Source organism: Pedobacter sp. PLR (genome assembly GCF_026239675.1).
GTDB lineage: Bacteria > Bacteroidota > Bacteroidia > Sphingobacteriales > Sphingobacteriaceae > Pedobacter.
The window spans coordinates 81,272-99,410 of record NZ_JAPIVQ010000004.1 but is presented as its reverse complement, the minus strand read 5'-3'; the positions used below and the strand labels follow the sequence as shown (position 1 = coordinate 99,410).

Genomic DNA, 18,139 nt, shown 5'->3' with positions numbered 1-18,139 from the left:
GCTTCGGCAGCACCATTTAAAAAACATTATCTTGCGGTTTCATCCATAAACTTGCCGCTCTTCTGTAAAAATGAATATTATAACCTTAACTGCCGACGGCTCCAACACGCTATTTAACGAAACAATTGGCGAACATTATCATTCCAAACATGGTGCTTTACAAGAAAGTAAACATGTATTTATTGAAGCTGGATTAAAGCACGTAGCTGCCAACCAACGCGAAATCTCCATTCTGGAAATCGGGTTTGGTACGGGACTGAACTTCCTGCTGACATTGGAACTTGCCGTAGCACAAAACCTGGAACTTAAATATACCGGATTAGAGGCTTTCCCCTTAGAACCGGAAGCGTTGAAATCTACCGGTTATCAGCAATATGTTCCTGAAAACATCTGGAATAGTTTAGAAAACAATTATATAGAGGCGCTAAAAGCACCGGTAGAACTTTTACCTGGTCAGGAATTAGTTATCCCACATACCACCCTGGATCAGTTTCAAGCTCCTGCTACATTTGACCTCGTTTACTATGATGCCTTTTCCGTACAACACCAACCGGAAATGTGGTCGGATGAAATCATTGCTCATACCTGTAGCTTCCTGAAACCCGGTGGAACTTTTGTGACTTATGCCATCACCGGAAAATTAAAACGTGCCTTAAAAAGCAATGGTTTTACCATCGAAAAACTGCCTGGTGCACCCGGTAAAAGAGAAATGCTTAGGGGAACGAAATTGTAACTAATGTCATTTTCCATTGCTGAATTATCGGTTGTACAACAATTTCTTCTTTTTTGGTGTTAAATAGATACGCCCTTAAAAATCATTAAAGACGTTCATCGAACAATTAGAACAACAGATAGCTGGCAATGGAAAAAAGAAAATTAGGCAACTCCGATTTATTTGTATACCCGATCACTTTTGGCGGGAATGTTTTTGGCTGGACCATAGACGAAGCTAAATCCTTTGAAATATTAGACGGCTTTACCGAAGCCGGTTTCAACTTTATCGACACCGCAGATGTGTATTCCAGATGGAATCCAGGCAACTCCGGTGGAGAATCTGAAACCATCATCGGTAACTGGATGGAAAAGAGAAAAAACCGCACTGAAGTGATCATTGCTACCAAAGTCGGCGCGGATATGGGCAATGGGAAATCTCTTTCCAAAAAGACCATCCTGGAAGGCGTAGACGCTTCCCTGAAAAGATTAAAAACAGATTATATAGACCTTTATCAGAGTCATTACGACGATCCGAATACACCGATCGCTGAAACGCTGGAAGCCTATGATGAGCTGATCAGAGCAGGAAAGATCCGCTGGATTGGCGCTTCAAACTACTCCGCAGCGCGTTTAAAAGAAGCCCTGGAAACCGCTCAGCAATTGAGTCTCCCAAAATACCAGACTTTCCAACCGGAATATAATTTGTATTCCCGTGAAGGATATGAAAAAGACCTGGAGGAGGTAGCGCTGGAGCATAAACTCGGTGTGATCAATTACTACGCTTTGGCCAGTGGTTTCTTAAGCGGAAAATACCGTTCAGAAGCCGACTTAAATAAAAGTCAGCGTGGTGGTGGGATTAAAAATTATCTGAACGACAGAGGTTTCAAAATCCTGAAAGCTTTAGATGAAGTTTCTGAGCAATACAATGCCACACCGGCAAGCGTATCGCTGGCCTGGCTGATTGCCCGCCCTTCAATAACTGCTCCTATTGCCAGTGTAACAAGCCTTTCGCAGTTGGAAGACCTTAAAAAAGCAGCGATGCTAAAATTGAATGTAGAAGATATGGCTATTTTGGACGAAGCAAGTAGCTGGAAATAATCCGGCCTACTTGTAAAAAGAATAAGACATCTCCGGAAATGCCTTGCTAAAGAATATTTGGCAAGGCATTTGTCTTTAGGTGTAAATTACTAAATTACGCTCATCTTAACACCTAAAAACGGATATGAAGAACAGTTTCACTCAACCATTTAACACTAAATTAGCGATAGTACTGTTCTCTATTATTTCTTTAGGATACCTCGCCATTTTAGGACAAACGATCCTGGCCCCCTTACTTACCTCATTTTTACTGGCTGTTTTACTATTGCCAATGGCCAATTTTCTGGAACAGAAATGCCGCTTAAAAAGAAGTATGGCCTCGATCATTTCCGTAGTGCTGATGATTGCTGTGATCAGCAGCATCCTGTTTTTCCTGATCAACCAGCTGACAGATCTTTGGCAAGACTGGCCCTTACTAAAACAACAAGGAGAAACCTCCTTCCATGAGCTGCAACAGTGGATCTCTTCTAACTTTGGCGTTAATGCACAAAGACAGATCGAATACGTGAAAGAAGGGGCTTCAAAAGTATTGTCCACCAGCGCTGTTTTTGTGGGCGCAACCTTACTCACCCTCTCCACTTCTTTATTATTCCTCTTTTTCCTGCTGCTGTTCACCTTCTTCCTGCTAAACTACAGAAGGGTATTGTTCAGCTTTTTAACCTCCGTGTTTGAAGAACAACACACAGAAAAGGTAAGTGAAATCGTCAGACAAATTCAATACATCATCAAGAAATACATCACCGGATTATTCCTGCAAATGGTCATTGTAACCAGTTTAATGATGCTGGTACTTTGGTTGTTGGGCGTGAAATACGCAGTTTTACTGGGTTTAATCACCGGAATATTTAACATCATCCCCTATATCGGGATATTTAGTGCCTTAGTGATCAGTGTGCTGATCACCTTTGCCACTGCCGGTGCCACCAAGGTATTGCTGGTGATCGTTGCCTTTATTGCTGTTCATGCCGTAGATGGAAACATATTGATGCCATTGGTAGTTGGCTCTAAAGTAAAGATCAACGCCTTGTTTGCTTTTATCGGAATCGTCATCGGGGAAATGGTCTGGGGCATTTCAGGGATGTTTTTATGCATCCCTTATCTGGCCATGTTGAAGATCATATTCGACCGTGTGGATTCTTTAAAACCCTGGGGAATCCTTCTTGGTGGAGAAGATAAACCGCATAAGAAAAGGAAAGTTTACCGCCTCAGCAAGAACATCAAATTAGAAGAACAGGAATAAATTTAGCGCAGGATATGACCTCATGAAAGAAAATCGTTCCCCACATATTTTAAATACTTCAGCCAACCTTTTAGGGCTTTGTTTTATTGTATTAACCTCGATTAAGGTTTCCAAAATGCAGGATGTTACCTTGATTGATGAGACTACAGCATTGGCCATTTTATTGTTTATGACCAGCTGTATCCTCTCTTTTATTTCCATGGGAAAACCCGCAGGCGAGAACCTGCGAATGGAAAAAACAGCAGATATTATCTTCTTATCCGGCCTGGTTGTTCTTTTTTTAACCACAATGATGATTACCTTTAACGTCATTAAATAAAACACATAATAATGCCCAATCATATCGCCCCAGTAACGGCTGCTGATCCAGCAACCGCCTTCCAAAGGTTGTTAACCGTATTAGATACCCTTCGTACCGACTGTCCATGGGATAAAAAACAAACCATGGAAACCCTTCGTCACCTGACGATTGAAGAAACCTACGAATTGTCGGATGCCATCCTTGAAGGTGATCTGGAAGAAGTAAAAAAGGAACTTGGAGATGTGATGATGCACCTGGTATTCTATGCCAGAATCGCGTCTGAAACCAATGACTTTACAATTGTTGATGTACTTAACAGTGTTTGTGATAAGCTGATTAACCGTCACCCGCACATATACGGTGATGTGGAAGTCAAAGATGAACATGATGTAAAACGCAACTGGGAACAGATTAAACTTAAAGAAGGCAATAAATCGGTGTTGGCGGGTGTTCCGGCGGGCTTACCTTCCCTGGTTAAAGCCAGTCGCATTCAGGAAAAAGCCAGAGGTGTTGGTTTCGACTGGGACGATAAAACTCAGGTTTGGGATAAAGTAGAAGAAGAACTTCAGGAGTTTAAAAACGAATACAACACCAAAGACAATGAGGCCATAGATGTAGAAAAGGCAGAGGAAGAGTTTGGAGATCTGCTGTTTTCTTTGATCAATTATGCCCGCTTCATCAATATCAATCCAGAAAATGCACTGGAAAAAACCAATAAGAAGTTCATTAAGAGGTTCCAGTACCTGGAAAGTAAAGCCAAAGAAAATGGTAAAGCGCTACAGGATATGACTCTTGCCGAAATGGATGTGTATTGGAATGAAGCCAAGAAAGTTTAATCAATCAGAGTAACGACAGCGCCGAAAGTTCCCTGGTAATTCGAAATTACAATAAAAAAAGCCCTTAATTCTAATCAGAACTAAGGGCTTAAATATTTTAACAGGGTTTTAAATTAACCATGTTTCTTTTTCATGGTCATTTTAGCCTTCTGGCCGATACCATAGTTATAATCTTTCGTATTACTTTCTTTCTTGTCATGGAAAGCGCCACCGCCATTAGGGGCAACATTCTTCTCCTTAACAATTCTGCTTTTATCAATACCACCTGTTTTTGCAACCTTATCGATCACCAATCCTTCTGGTAAATCCATAACTGTTAACTTCTTACCAACGGATTGCTCAATCTTTTTAACTTCTACCAGCTCCATATCAGTCGAAAAAGTAATTGCGACTACATCTTCCTCTCCGGTTTTCAAAACCCTGCTTAGGAAAGTTTCCTTTTGCTCAGGAACTTCGAAATGGAATATAAAAGGAATGCCGGAAAGGTCCAGACTAGCAGTACCCTCATTGGCAACGATTAATACTCTGGCTTCAGGAATTTCCTTAAAATCTTCAATATGGTCAAATCCATCTTCATCAAAGAACAGTGGATTCAACACTGAAATATCACCTGGTCTTGCAGAATGCAAACTTTTACCCAACTTCTGAGCAGTTAAACGTGTATTTACAAAAACCACGACCTTATCAAATACCTCATCATCTCTCAACAAGAGGTTAAGTAAATTCACTTTGGTTTTATGATTAGGAACCTGGTATAAAATCAGTTCATGTGTATCCGCCTGGTTTTCACCAAGATCTTCCACTTCTAAAGTAGTGGGAAAATGTAGGAACTGATCAATCATATTATTCAGTTTTTCATGAACAACAGTTGTAAAGATCAGGTGCTGACATTTACCTGCGCTTCTTGCCAGTTCACAAACCGGAAGTTGCATACCTTGTTTCACAATCACTTCCGCATCATCTACGATGAACATTTGCAATTTACTCAGGTTTAAACCTAGTTTCAGATAAATAGCACGTGCTCTTGTTGGCGTCGCCACCACGATATCCACGCCATCTACCAGATCCAGTACATCCTGTTCTGTTCCTCCGTTTCCGTATAAACCCATAATACGGAGGTTTTTATTTTTATTTAGCTTCTCAAATTCTTCAATCACCTCTAATACCTTTTCCATTGAAGGAACAAGGATCAGCACTTTTGGCGCTTCATCTGTGCTGTATTTCAGGCGCATTAGAACCCCAAGCACATAGTTCGTCGTTTTTCCTGAACCTTCAGGACCAACAGCGATGATATCCTGTCCGCCAAGAATTCTTGACATTGTTTTTGCCTGAATCTCTTTTGCAGATATATATCCGGCATCAGTCATTGACGTTACCAGTTGCTTGCTTAGTTTTAATTTCTCTAATGACACAGTTTCTCTATTAATATTATTATTCTGCAAATTTACGTAATATTTAATTGAGGTCTGTAGCCTTTTATAATTCGGGAAACATAATAGTGGAAATATCGGATAATAGCCTTTAATTTGAAGGATGAAAAATAGGTTAAAAACGATAAAAAAGCCGCTACTTGTACTTGCATTAATAATTAGTACCACTATGTTTTCCTTTGGACAGGATAACAATTCTTATAAAGTAAGTCTAAAAGAAATGATGGATGCTTCAGGTTCTGCTGAATCCTATAAGGTAGCAATTGTACAAACCATAAAAATGCTGAAATCTCAAAAAACCACTGCCCCTGAGTCTTTCTGGCAGGATTTTGAAGCTACTTTTATTAAATCCGCTCAGGAAGATCTATTCGATCTGTTGCTTCCAATCTATCAAAAACACATTACTGAAGCTGAACTTAAAGACATCACTAAATTCTATCATACGCCTACCGGAAGGAAGTTTGCAGAAAAAACTCCTTTTATCTTACAGGATTCCATGGCCGCAGGTCAGCAATGGGGCATGAAATTAGGGGAACAATTAGCAAAGAAAATGCAGGAAAAAGGGTTTTAGTAGCCAATTGATCTGCTCATCAAAATTCATTTTTAACCTGAAAGACGGGCAGCAATGCCCGTTTAGCTTTTCCGTTTACCTTTCAGCAACAAGTCCATCGCATGATCAAGTGTCCCTGCACGGGTCACCTCTCCGGAGTTTACAAAGAAGATCTCATCGGCATTCTCGATGGTATTTAAACGGTGTGCAATGATCACCAGTGTAGTTTCTTTAGGTAGTTTTTTAAGAATAGCACTCAGTAACTGCTCGGTAATTGTATCAATATTAGCGGTCGCCTCATCGAGAATCAGCAATTCCGGATTCCTTAACACCGCCCTCATAAAGGCAATCAACTGCTTTTGTCCCAGACTAATGTTATCAGATCCGGAAGTAACTGCTGTATCCAGTCCATTTTCAAAAATGGCCAGTAAAGCATCTAAATTCGCTTCCCTGATCACCTCTTCCAACTGCTCATTGGTATAATCTTTATACCTGCTATTGCCATATAGAATATTATCCCTTACCGTTCCTGTAAACAAAAACGGCTCTTGCAGGATGAAGCCAATCTTAGCCGCACGTTCCTCATGAGTATAAGAACGAATGTCCTTACCGCTCAGTAAAACCGTTCCTTCCGTCGCATCGTATAAACGTGCAATCAAGGAAGCTGTAGTCGTTTTACCCCCACCTGTAGGACCAATCAGCGCGTAAGTTTTACCTTTCTCCAGGCTAAAACTGATGTCATGTAGAATCTCCTTATCGACAGTATAAGAAAAGTGGACATTCCTGAATTCCAGCAAAGCATTAGACGTTAAAGTATTTCCTTTTAGTTGTTGCAGGTCATTTTTCATTGATAAAATCTGAGAAATCCTGTCCCAGCCCGCCATAGCTACCTGGAAATTGGCCCATAAAGCGGCCAGTTGTCTTAAAGGATTGTAGAAATTGGTAGCATAAGAAAAATAACTCACCAACAGTCCAATGCTAAACTGCCCTTGAGAAATCAGGTAAATACCGAAAAGCAACACGATCAATTGTGCCATACTGGAGAACAATCCATAGACCGGCATTAAAATATTATTGGCCAGACCTGCACCTATTGCCGTCTTATAATTATGGCGGTTCGCCTCATCAAATCTTTTTCGGAAATAGTCTCTTCTGTTGAAGGCGATGATCACCTTAAAATTATTCAGGCTCTCCTGAATTTCGGCACTCATCCCACCAACGCTTTTCAGGTTCGAAGCATTTCTTTTTTTCACCCATGGGGATACCAGTGCGGTAAAGATCAGAATCAGCAATGCCGGAACCAGGGCCGCAGCACCAAGCTCAAAATTGATCATCAATAAGAAAATACCGGCCCCCGTCATGGTTACAATACTGCCAATAAACTGCATCAGCGACTGCGAGAAAAACTGGTTGATCTTATCCGTATCATTGTTTACTCTGGAAATCAGATCCCCTGCTTTATTCTCATTAAAAAAAGCCACAGGAAGCTCCTGAAGCTTATTGAAAACCGCATTCCTCAGTGTGTACAACATTCGTTGCCCCACACCACCCATCAATTTTGTCTGGAAATATCCCGTACAGAAAGCCAGCAGATACATGCTTAGTATAATCCCGGTAAAGACCAGTACACCATGATAATCTTTGGTCCTGATATAAGCATCAATCGTATGTCCGATCAATAAGGGCCCCATCAACAGCAAACAAGAGTTCAAAAGAATAATTCCTGAGGCCATCCACAGGTTTTTCTTTTCCTCAGAAATTAATTGAATTAGTTTTTTTAAAGCCTGAAAAGTTGACTGTTTTTCTTCCTGGCCACTATTCTGGTTAAGATTGTAATTCATAATTGCTGGTACTCTGTTGTGAGTTAAAAATTTGAACATACTCCGGACTGGTTTTCAGCAGTTCCTCATGTTTACCTTGTGCCACGATTTCGCCTTGCATCAATACAATCACTTTATCGTAATGCGTAACTGCGGCAATCTTCTGCGTCACCGACAATAAAGTGATACCCGGATAATTCTGCTGCACGTTTTCTAATATTCTCTTTTCGGTATGGTGATCCACGCGGGAAGTAAAATCATCGAGTAGTAAAACCTTAGGATTTACGGCCAATGCTCTGGCCAGCATGATGCGCTGTTTTTGTCCTCCGGAAAGGTTAGATCCCCGCTCAGAAACAATTGTATTCAGCTGATCCGGTAATGCGGTTATAAAATCATGCAATTCCGCAGTAGCGATCGCTTTTTCCAGCGACTGGTCCGTTACCGTATCACTAAATGCGATATTTTCCCGGATACTCATGTTGAAGATAATGCTGTCCTGGAACACAAAACCGACCTGCTGATGAAAAGCTTCAGGATTATACGCCTTAATATCATGCCCGTCAAAGCGAACTTCCCCGGTATCCGGAAGAATCAATCCGGTAAGGATATATAGTAATTGTGATTTCCCTGCCGCTGTTGGGCCGATGATCGCCGTTTTAGAACCTGCTTCCAAAGCAAAAGAAATGTTTTTTAAAGCCGGTTTCTGTCCATAAGACACGGAAACGTCTTTTAATTCAATCGCTCCTTTTAATAATTCGGTAATTTTTCCTTCCGGAGGACTTTCCTGAATATTCAAGACCCCTTCAATACGTTTATAGGAAGTGGTGGCCTGCGCGATCACATTACTCATGAAACCAATCACCAGAATAGGGAAAATCAGTAAACTCAGGTAGCTGTTAAAAGCGGCGAACTCTCCTAAGGACATCGTTCCCTGGATCACAAAATGACCACCAAGGGCCAGAATTGTTAAACCGGCCAGGTTGGCAACAAAAATAATCAGTGGAATTAAGCCTGCAAACAACTTTAGAATTGCCAATCCAAGATCTCTGGCTTGCGCATTTGCGGATAAAAACTTACCATATTCCAGTTGCTGGGAATTGATCACGCGAATCAATGCAGCTCCTAATATACTTTCATTGATTACCTTATTGAGCCAGTCGATCACCTCTCTGCTCTTTTTAAACAGAGGTTTTACCTTATTCAATACCAGATAAAAGGCAGTTCCGATAATCGGTACGATGGCAATTACAGCCAAAGCCAACCGCCAGTTTAAACCTAACAACAGGATACTCGCACCTACGATCAGGAAAATTGAGGAGGCGATAGAAACAATGGCCTGCGATACAAAAGACTTAATCGCATCTACATCGGCAGTAAGATTGGTTAGTAATTTTGAAGGATTCGCCTTTTCTATATAAGCATGACTTTGGCGGGAAATCTGGTCAGAAAGTTGCGTTCTAAGGTCTTTAGCCACGCGCTCCGAAGCATAAGTCTGCACCACACTCTGTAAATAAGTAAAGATAAATATCAGCAGGATTGCCCCGGAAAACTCAATCAGCACCGGCCTGATCAGGAAGTTACCTGCCGTATAAGCATCTATCCCGTTTGCAATCAATTTAGGCAACAATAAGTTGACCCCATTACTAAGCAATGCCAGGAAGATCAAGAGATAGATCATTCCACGATAAGGCTTCAGCAGACTAAAAACACTGGATTTTTTCTCTTTTACTGTTGCTTCCATATTTCAATTTTCTCTATTTATAAGGCCGGAAAGACCTCATAAAGCTATATTTTAGCAGTACACAAGTACTGAATATTAAACAAATTAATAACCCTGATCCAACAAATCAATAGCCATGAACAAACAAACTACTTGAATCTGATCGCTTTTAGCGGAGAGATTTTACTCACCAGTAAAGAAGGAAGTATCAGTACTACAAAACAGATCACTACGATCCCTATATTCAAGACCAAAACATCTACAAAGTGGAGCTCTACGGGTACATAAGACAAGTAATATGAGCCCTGATCCAATTTAAATACATGGGTGTATTTTTGTATAAAGCCCAACCCTAACCCGAGGATATTCCCTAACAACAAACCTATACCTACCAGATACACGGCATTGTACAGGAAAATCTTGATGACACTATAATCTGTCATTCCAAAAGCCTTCAGCATCCCGATCATATTGGTACGTTCCAGAATCATGATCAGCAATGCGGTAATCATATTGATCACCCCTACAATCATCATCAGAATCAGCAAGACTCTTGTATTGACATCCAGCAAAGAAAGCCAGGTAAAGATGGCCGGAAAAAATTCAGACACAGATTCGGACCTGAGGTTCACCTCCAGATTCTCATATATACCGGTAGAAACTTCCTTTAATTTAGAAAAGTCTTTAATCCGGATTTCCAATCCACCAATCTCATTTGGTCCCCAGTTGTTCAGGCGGCGAATCACATTCAGGTCGCCCAGCACAAATCCTTTATCGATTTCCTCTACGCCAACCGCATAAATCCCAACAATTTTAAACTTCCTGTTTCTTGGCGGATCCTGAACGAAGTACATAATAAAATCATCACCGGTTTTCAGTTTCAGCCGGTTTGCCGTAAACTGAGAGATCATAATCTCTTTCATCGCCTGTGCACTATCAGCAAAATTGATCACGTTTCCGCTGACCAGGTGTTTTCTGATATAATCCCAGTTGAAACTTTTATCGATCCCTTTAAAGTTTATCCCTTCCACCTCATCGTTTACAGAGATGATGGCGGGTTTTGTGGCATAAGACTGGAAGAACGCCACATTAGGATTTGCCTTTAAATGCTCCAGCGTTTCCGCTCCCGGAACAAAAGGTGTCTGCTCAAAGGAATTGTTCAGGTCGAATTTGAAGATGCGTACATCACCGATATAGCCCCTCACCTTTTCCTGAATCTCTGTTTTAAATCCTTTAATGATGGCTACAGAAAGCATCATGACCGCTAAACTGAGCATGACGCCTGCAATTGCAATGCGAACAATCAGCTTAGAAAAAGTACGTTCAGATTTGATGGCTATACGCCTTGCTATGAAATATTCTATGTTCAAACTTTTGCTATAAATAGTGACTTAGCAAAAATACGCCTACTGCATTTTTACAGCGATAAAGTTGCAAATATTATGTGAATTTCACCACTTTAAATATCAGCTGAATACGCTATGAATACCAGGCGGCTTTTAGCTATTGGCTTTTAGCACAACAAAGCCCTGGATATATTGATATCTACACCCCTGAATCCTACCGGAAAAAAGCTGGCCCAAAGCAATAATCAGATAGATATCTTGATACCAGGATTCCAATACATCCAGCCGGAGCCCTAAAGAACGTAGATTTCTGATGTAAAGATATCTAAACATCAAAACATACAAATACATAAGTATCTTTAAATCTTTAGCATCATGATACCTACCTATCTCTATCATCATGACACCTATATTTCTTTACATCCGCCTAATTTAGATCATACCTCAATTTTCTTATCTTTATCCTTCTATAACAAGCGATCACCAAACAATTTCCCAATGAAAACATCCCGTTCCTCCTTTCTTTTACTCGCAGGTCTTAGCCTGAATTTAGCCGCCTGCGCAGCTGGTCATCGTACCACTGCTGCTCCTACCGCGACTGTAGCAACAGAAAAGAAAGCCAAAGAAAAACCGCAGCATAAAGGTAAGGTTCAAGAAAACGACATTCGTACCGGAGCGGAACAAACGGAAAAATATCTGCCTTATCTGAAAGGTAAACGCGTAGGTATGGTAGTCAACCCAACCTCAGTTATCGGGACAGAAACTACTGTGGACAGTTTGCTGAAATTGGGCGTCAACATTGTGAAAATATTCGGACCGGAGCATGGATTCAGAGGAAATGCCAGTGCCGGAATCCATGTTAACGATGCAATAGACACCAAAACCGGGATTAAAGCGGTTTCCTTGTACGGCAAGCACTCTACCCCTGGCAAAGAAGAACTGGCAGATGTAGATGTCATGATTTTCGACATTCAGGATGTAGGCGTGCGTTTTTACACTTATATCAATACGCTGCAACATGTAATGGAAGCCTGTGCCGCACAAAACAAAGAAGTACTGATCCTGGATCGTCCAAACCCTAATGGTTTCTATATCGACGGCCCTATCCTTGATCCGAAATTAGTTTCCGGAATCGGCTTACAACCCATCCCTATTGTCCATGGACTTACCGTTGGAGAATACGCGCAAATGCTGAATGGAGAAGGATGGCTAAAGAATAAGCTGAAATGCAAAATCAAAATCATTAAAGTGGCCAATTACAACCACGACCTCCCTTATGAGCTCCCTGTAAAACCATCGCCCAACCTGAATACCGCGCAATCTATTTTGCTATACCCGACTACCTGTCTGTTTGAAGGTACTTATTTAAATCACGGTCGTGGTACTTTATACCCTTTCACCATACTTGGCGCTCCCGCATTAAAAGGCAGATACAGCTTTAGCTTTACGCCGAAAAGCATCAAAGGGATGGCAGAAACACCGATATTTCAAAATAAAGTTTGTTACGGACTAGACCTGAGAGATTACGATACAGAAAAGATCCGCAGCAGTAAAACCTTAAACTTAAACTGGCTGATCGAATTGTATCAGGCTTCGCCTAATAAAGCAGATTTCTTCAATTTCAAACTCAGCAATCAAATGAATAATTTTGATAAACTTGCTGGTGACACGAGTCTGAGGCAACAAATCATTGCCGGAAAATCTGAAAAAGAGATTCGGGCGAGTTGGGAACCTGGTTTAACGCGTTACAAAACAATGCGTAAGAAATATTTGTTATACCCTTAACAATTCCTTTAAAATAACCAGATGATGAATAGCGAAGCGAAAAAGAAAAGCGATATACCGGGTAGCAATTATGAAGAGGAAATTCCAAAAGATAAAGTACCGGAAGGCGATAAAGTCGTGAAAAAGCCGGAAGACAAGGATTATCAAAAAGAAGAAGCCGACTTTAAAAACCCCGCTAAACAAAGAGAAGAGGGCGAACAACCCGTTCATCCGGTTAAAAAGGCACCAAAAGAGTGAGACAAGAAAATCAATCATATCGTTACAGGCTCTGAATCATTCAGGGCCTGTTTCTTTTTCAGGGCTTTCAAAAACCAGCGGCCGGCACTTTCTGGTATATCACAGGTATGCTGACTGTTAGCCTCCATAAACCACCGAAATTCGGTTTTTAAAGACACTACACCCTACAATTGGATAACATAAGCGCGATTTTTTTAGTTATTTTTGTCGCCTAAAACAATGGACAATGAGATTAGTTTTTATGGGTACGCCCGATTTTGCCGTAGCTTCTTTAAATGCTTTAGTAGAAGCAGGATTTAATGTAGTGGGGGTGGTTACTGCTGCCGACAAGCCTGCCGGAAGAGGTCAGAAGCTTCAGGAAAGTGCCGTAAAACAATACGCTGTAGCCAAAGGATTAAAAGTATTACAGCCTTTAAAGCTGAAAGATCCTGAATTTATTCAGGAATTAAAAGATTTACAAGCAGATTTACAAGTGGTGGTTGCTTTCCGCATGTTGCCCGAAATGGTATGGGATATGCCTGCCAAAGGAACCATTAACCTTCATGCTTCATTATTGCCTCAATACCGTGGTGCTGCACCGATCAATCATGCCATCATCAATGGTGAAAAAGAGAGTGGCGTGACTACCTTTTTCCTGAAACATGAAATTGATACAGGGGATGTGATCTTCTCTGAGCGCGTGGCTATCGGCGAAGACGAAACCGCCGGAGAACTACATGATCAGCTGATGAACGTAGGTGCAGGCCTATTGGTGAAGACCGTAAAAGCAATTGAAGAAGGAAATTATAAAGAACAGGCACAGGTTCAAAGCGATTCGCTGAAACATGCACCAAAAATATTTAAGGAACATTGCCTGATTAACTGGGACCAGCCTGCAAGGACAGTCTACAATCTGATCCGGGGATTAAGCCCGTATCCTACCGCATATACTAAACTCGGTGAAAAAACATTGAAAGTATTTAAAGCGGAGCTGGACAATGAAACACCGGACATTGCAGTAGGAAAATTCCTGTCAGATGGAAAGACTTACCTGAAATTTGCCGCCAAAGATGGCTATATCAAACTAACAGATCTTCAATATGAAGGTAAAAAACGGATGACAGTAGAAGAATTTTTAAGGGGTATGCGTTTGTAAACCCCTTACGCCTCTCTTTTACATTTCATTTAATCTCGCACTTAACTGCTTGGAGATTTCATTGAAATAACGTTTCCTGCCATATCCCATTACCCATCTGATCCCTCCGGTTGCGTTAGTGATGAAGACCTCTTCGGCCGCATTCAACACTTCCGGATTAATCTGAGCTTCGGTTAATGGGATATTATGGCTTTTAGCCATTCCCATCACCACACTACGCATCACGCCGGCAATACAACCTTCTGATAAGGCAGGCGTATAAATCTGCTTATCGTACACCACAAAAATATTGGAACTGATACTCTCACACAGAAAACCCTGCTGATTTAAAATAAAAGCCTCATCCAGGTTATACTGCTTCTTATACAAACCAGCCATTACAAATAATAAGGAATTGGTGGTTTTATAGTTAGAAAGCTTATTTACAGGCTTGGTGATTTCATCATAAACATCAATGATCAGTCCTTTTTTATTCAGGTCGTATGTACTTTGAGGAAGCGCAGTAGCTTCCAGTACATAGCCGGACTTATTGCTATCCGGTGTATATAAACCTGCGCCTGCTCTGTAAACCGACAAGCGGAACCGCACATTATCCTTCAGTTTATTCTTCTTACAGAGTTCTGCTGTTTTCTGTTTCAAGAAATATTCGTCCATCAGCTCAGCGCCATCCATCTTCAAAGCCTTCATACCAGCCTTTAGGCGATCAGCATGTAGCTCCGGAAACTTAAGCACTCCATTGTTCATACGCATAGATTCAAACAGGCCATCTCCATATCTGAACGCCCGGTTTTCCACCCCAATAACAGGGTGGTTTGCCGCTACGAACTCGTCATTATGTAAAATATATTCTTGTTGCATTTACGAAGGCTCGACAATATAGTTTCTCCATTTGTTCAATACCGAATCAAAATCAGCTGGTAAAGGCGCCTCAAATTCCATATATTCCTTAGTTGTAGGATGAATGAAACCTAAAGTTTGTGCATGTAAAGCCTGACGAGGAATCATGTTAAAGCAATTCTGTACAAACTGTTTGTATTTATTAAACGTCGTTCCTTTTAATATTTTATCACCACCATAGTTGGTGTCATTAAATAAAGGATGTCCGATGTGTTGCATATGCGCTCTGATTTGGTGTGTACGGCCCGTTTCCAGCTGACAACTGATTAGGGTTACATAACCTAAACGCTCCAAAACCGAATAATGTGTTACCGACCACTTACCTTTTTCTTCATCATCATATACATCCATCACAATTCTGTTCTTCAAACTGCGACCAATATATCCCGTAACGGTACCATTTTCCTCAATATCACCCCAGGCCATCGCAATATATTTACGTGTAATGCTGTGGTCAAAAAACTGTTTCGCCAGTTTAGTCATGGTAATTTCGTTCTTGCTGATCAACAACAAGCCCGAAGTATCTTTATCGATGCGGTGAACCAATCCTGGTCTACCTTCATTTCCCGGTAATTGCGGTAAATTTTCAAAATGGTAGGCTAAAGCATTCACTAATGTACCAGTGTAATTATTAAATCCAGGATGTACCACCATTCCTGCTGGTTTATTCACCACCAACAAATCATTGTCTTCATAAACAATATCCAATGGAATATTTTCCGGATAAACTTCCGTATCTCTTGGCGGATGAGGGAACACGATAGAGATCTCATCTTCAGGTTTCACCTTGTAACTCGCCTTAATCGTAGCCTTGTTAACCAGCACATTTCCAGCCTCAATAGCGTTCTGAATACGGTTACGGGAAGCATTTTCCATACGCCCCATTAAAAACTTATCTACCCTTAATAAAGACTGTCCTTTATCAACAACAATATTAAAATGTTCGTATAAATCCTGCTCTTCTAATTCCTGCACCTCGCTGCTATTTTCCATGAAATCTATGTCTGTATGTGATTAGGAAAGCCATCTATAACAATGGTTCCATACTGCAAAACTAATCTTTAACAATTACATAATTGAAAAAAAATAATTTGGTCTGCTTTTTGATAACAGGCATAGCAATTACCTACCGCAAATTTTTAGCGCTTTATCCGTGTTCACACGCTTAAAATGGCTGATAAACTTGCTATGAACCAGGTTGGTTAAACTAATTACAGGATTATGAAAAACTTTACTCAGAACGTTAAGATCATTCTAAATTTCTTTCCTTACTTATTAAAAATGATCTATTTTAAGCCTTAATCATTCGCTTAAAAAAAGGCTTATATATTTGCAAACATGTTTACAGATATCCATAGCCCACTGCAACAATTAAAACATCCCCTACTTCCTCAACTCTGGATCAAAAGAGATGATTTGATTGACCCTTATATTTCAGGGAATAAATGGCGTAAACTAAAATATTTATTATCGAAAGCCCGGACTGAAAATAAGCACCATCTGGTTACTTTTGGTGGTGCCTATTCTAATCACCTACTCGCTACTGCTGCCGCAGCATCCCGGGCAGGGCTGAAATCTACTGCTTTTGTGCGCGGAGAGGTCGTGAAAAATGAAATGTTAATGCTCTGCCAGCTTTTTGGAATGAGCCTGATGTTTGTCGACCGAACCAGCTACAAAGACAAAAAAAGCTTGTTTCAACACCATTTTGGTACTGATCAGGATGCTCTTTTCATTGACGAGGGGGGGGCTGGTATGGAAGCTGTTATCGGATGTGCGGAGATTATCAGCGAACTTCCAACCGATATTGACCATATTTTTTGTGCCGCAGGGACCGGAACTACCGCAGCCGGACTGCTAAAAGGCATCCATACGCAAGGCTTAAAAACTACCTTACATGTGGTACCAGCACTAAAGGGTGCTGAATTTATAGCTGAAGAGATTTTCAATTACCTCGGCCATACCGATCAATTGATCCTGCATACAGATTATCATTTTGGAGGTTATGCGAAAACAAAACCCGAACTGATTGATTTCATGAAAACCTTTATCAGCAGTCAGGGGGTATTGGTTGATCCGGTATATACGGCAAAAATGATGTATGCCATTTATGATCTGGCCGAAAAGGGCTACTTTAAGAAAGGAGAGAAAATTGTTGCCCTTCACACCGGCGGACTTATGGGAATCCTTGGTATGAAGGATAAATTCTTTTAACCCTGAACAGCTGAAGTAAGGTATACCCTTCCCAGATAAATACTATCAGAAACTTCATTCCTATCGTCAGAAATAAATGAAATATAAGTTTCAACAAAATCATCTTCAGGACGGATGCTCCTGTTCCGGTATTCAGCCATGGACATCAGGTATAGCTCCTCTTGCCCAACATTTCTTCTGTTTCCGCTTAAAACACTAAAGCTCCGCTCCCATAAAGGGTGATAAGCCAGCAGCATCACCTGATCTCTTTCATGTTTTGAATCCAGATCTGCAGCTACCCTCCATTGAAATTTCAAGTTTGGATAAATGTATTCAACTACTGGTTGGTTTGCCATTGGTAAATTTCCCTTACTCAACAGGACCTTACTGTAATCCAGCACGAAATTCGGATGCACTCCGGTAATTGCTTCTTTAATGTTCCAGGAGCTGGCCACATTTTGTGCCGTTTTACCTGTTCCCAATGCAGCAATTCTAAACCCCACATTAATGAATTCTTTCATATGGGAAATCAATTTTCTGCCCATTTGAAATTTCTGATTGACATTCAACTGTCCCGATGATCTCGGTTTTGTTGATTTTTTAGGTGCATTACGAACACAAGGCTTACCCAACCTGACATAACCGACAACATCTCCTACTTTTCCTGTAAAGGTCCCAAAGGCACCTCCTGTTACACTTCCCATAACGATAAACTTAACTGATTAACAACTACTTAAAATTAAACATAATTAACTAACAATTCATATATAGTTCAATTATAAAACTGCTTTTATACTGCTATTGTTTTGCTTTCGTTTTGCTTTGGCAATACATGAGCAA

At 40.7% G+C, this 18,139-nt stretch carries 17 protein-coding genes; 10 read left to right on the top strand and 7 right to left on the bottom strand.

Annotation, left to right across the window (positions count from 1 at the left end; all coding sequences use genetic code 11):
• Positions 1–70: 70 nt before the first annotated feature.
• From mnmD to mazG, 5 genes are all read left to right on the top strand, one after another.
• A complete protein-coding gene (gene mnmD / locus OQX61_RS11040; RefSeq protein ID WP_265841729.1) occupies positions 71–733 on the top strand; it encodes a tRNA (5-methylaminomethyl-2-thiouridine)(34)-methyltransferase MnmD in 663 nt (220 codons plus the stop codon).
• Between the two features lie 128 nt (positions 734–861).
• Complete coding sequence (locus OQX61_RS11035; RefSeq protein ID WP_265841728.1) at positions 862–1,812, top strand: aldo/keto reductase; 951 nt, start codon at positions 862–864, stop codon at positions 1,810–1,812.
• A 124-nt stretch (positions 1,813–1,936) separates the two neighbouring features.
• Positions 1,937–3,052: an AI-2E family transporter gene (locus OQX61_RS11030; protein WP_265841727.1), complete on the top strand. Its 1,116-nt coding sequence runs from the start codon at positions 1,937–1,939 to the stop codon at positions 3,050–3,052.
• A gap of 22 nt (positions 3,053–3,074) precedes the next feature.
• On the top strand, positions 3,075–3,371 hold the full coding sequence (locus OQX61_RS11025; protein ID WP_265841726.1) for a hypothetical protein: 297 nt from the start codon (positions 3,075–3,077) through the stop codon (positions 3,369–3,371).
• 11 nt (positions 3,372–3,382) lie between these two features.
• Positions 3,383–4,189, top strand: a complete 807-nt coding sequence (mazG, locus tag OQX61_RS11020) for a nucleoside triphosphate pyrophosphohydrolase (RefSeq protein WP_265841725.1) — start codon at positions 3,383–3,385, stop codon at positions 4,187–4,189.
• Positions 4,190–4,302: 113 nt separating this feature from the next.
• Here mazG and OQX61_RS11015 read toward each other — a convergent pair whose 3' ends face one another.
• Entirely contained in the window at positions 4,303–5,601 is a 1,299-nt protein-coding gene (locus OQX61_RS11015; RefSeq protein ID WP_265841724.1) for a DEAD/DEAH box helicase, read from the bottom strand.
• Positions 5,602–5,788: 187 nt separating this feature from the next.
• Here OQX61_RS11015 and OQX61_RS11010 point away from each other — a divergent pair, with 187 nt between their 5' ends.
• Positions 5,789–6,190 (top strand): DUF2059 domain-containing protein, encoded by a 402-nt coding sequence (locus OQX61_RS11010; RefSeq protein WP_265841723.1) that lies wholly within the window; start codon positions 5,789–5,791, stop codon positions 6,188–6,190.
• A 62-nt stretch (positions 6,191–6,252) separates the two neighbouring features.
• Here OQX61_RS11010 and OQX61_RS11005 read toward each other — a convergent pair whose 3' ends face one another.
• The 3 genes from OQX61_RS11005 to OQX61_RS10995 all read right to left on the bottom strand — a co-directional run bounded on the left by OQX61_RS11005 (position 6,253) and on the right by OQX61_RS10995 (position 11,079).
• Positions 6,253–8,010: an ABC transporter ATP-binding protein gene (locus OQX61_RS11005; protein WP_265841722.1), complete on the bottom strand. Its 1,758-nt coding sequence runs from the start codon at positions 8,008–8,010 to the stop codon at positions 6,253–6,255.
• Entirely contained in the window at positions 7,994–9,730 is a 1,737-nt protein-coding gene (locus tag OQX61_RS11000) for an ABC transporter ATP-binding protein (RefSeq protein WP_265841721.1), read from the bottom strand. Before OQX61_RS11000 ends, OQX61_RS11005 begins: the two co-directional genes overlap by 17 nt.
• A 128-nt stretch (positions 9,731–9,858) precedes the next feature.
• On the bottom strand, positions 9,859–11,079 hold the full coding sequence (locus OQX61_RS10995; RefSeq protein WP_265841720.1) for an FtsX-like permease family protein: 1,221 nt from the start codon (positions 11,077–11,079) through the stop codon (positions 9,859–9,861).
• Between the two features lie 474 nt (positions 11,080–11,553).
• Here OQX61_RS10995 and OQX61_RS10990 point away from each other — a divergent pair, with 474 nt between their 5' ends.
• The 3 genes from OQX61_RS10990 to fmt all read left to right on the top strand — a co-directional run bounded on the left by OQX61_RS10990 (position 11,554) and on the right by fmt (position 14,212).
• A complete protein-coding gene (locus OQX61_RS10990) occupies positions 11,554–12,840 on the top strand; it encodes a DUF1343 domain-containing protein (protein ID WP_265841719.1) in 1,287 nt (428 codons plus the stop codon).
• Between the two features lie 21 nt (positions 12,841–12,861).
• On the top strand, positions 12,862–13,077 hold the full coding sequence (locus OQX61_RS10985; RefSeq protein ID WP_265841718.1) for a hypothetical protein: 216 nt from the start codon (positions 12,862–12,864) through the stop codon (positions 13,075–13,077).
• Positions 13,078–13,303: 226 nt separating this feature from the next.
• Positions 13,304–14,212, top strand: coding sequence for a methionyl-tRNA formyltransferase (fmt, locus tag OQX61_RS10980; RefSeq protein WP_265841717.1), 909 nt, complete (start codon positions 13,304–13,306; stop codon positions 14,210–14,212).
• An 18-nt stretch (positions 14,213–14,230) separates the two neighbouring features.
• Here the strand turns inward: fmt and OQX61_RS10975 are convergent, their stop codons facing one another.
• Positions 14,231–15,070, bottom strand: coding sequence for an aminotransferase class IV (locus OQX61_RS10975; protein ID WP_265841716.1), 840 nt, complete (start codon positions 15,068–15,070; stop codon positions 14,231–14,233).
• The gene (locus tag OQX61_RS10970; RefSeq protein ID WP_265841715.1) at positions 15,071–16,102 is read right to left on the bottom strand and encodes an RluA family pseudouridine synthase; all 1,032 of its coding nucleotides are present in this window, start codon (positions 16,100–16,102) and stop codon (positions 15,071–15,073) included. It lies immediately after the preceding gene.
• 345 nt (positions 16,103–16,447) lie between these two features.
• Between OQX61_RS10970 and OQX61_RS10965 the strand changes: the two genes are divergently transcribed.
• Positions 16,448–17,320 carry a pyridoxal-phosphate dependent enzyme gene (locus OQX61_RS10965; protein ID WP_265841714.1) on the top strand — a complete coding sequence of 291 codons (873 nt, stop codon included), beginning with the start codon at positions 16,448–16,450 and terminating at the stop codon, positions 17,318–17,320.
• On the opposite strand, the gene OQX61_RS10960 is transcribed toward OQX61_RS10965, so the two are convergent.
• Positions 17,317–18,003, bottom strand: a complete 687-nt coding sequence (locus OQX61_RS10960; protein ID WP_265841713.1) for a DUF6266 family protein — start codon at positions 18,001–18,003, stop codon at positions 17,317–17,319. The genes OQX61_RS10965 and OQX61_RS10960 overlap by 4 nt on opposite strands.
• Positions 18,004–18,139 lie beyond the last annotated feature (136 nt).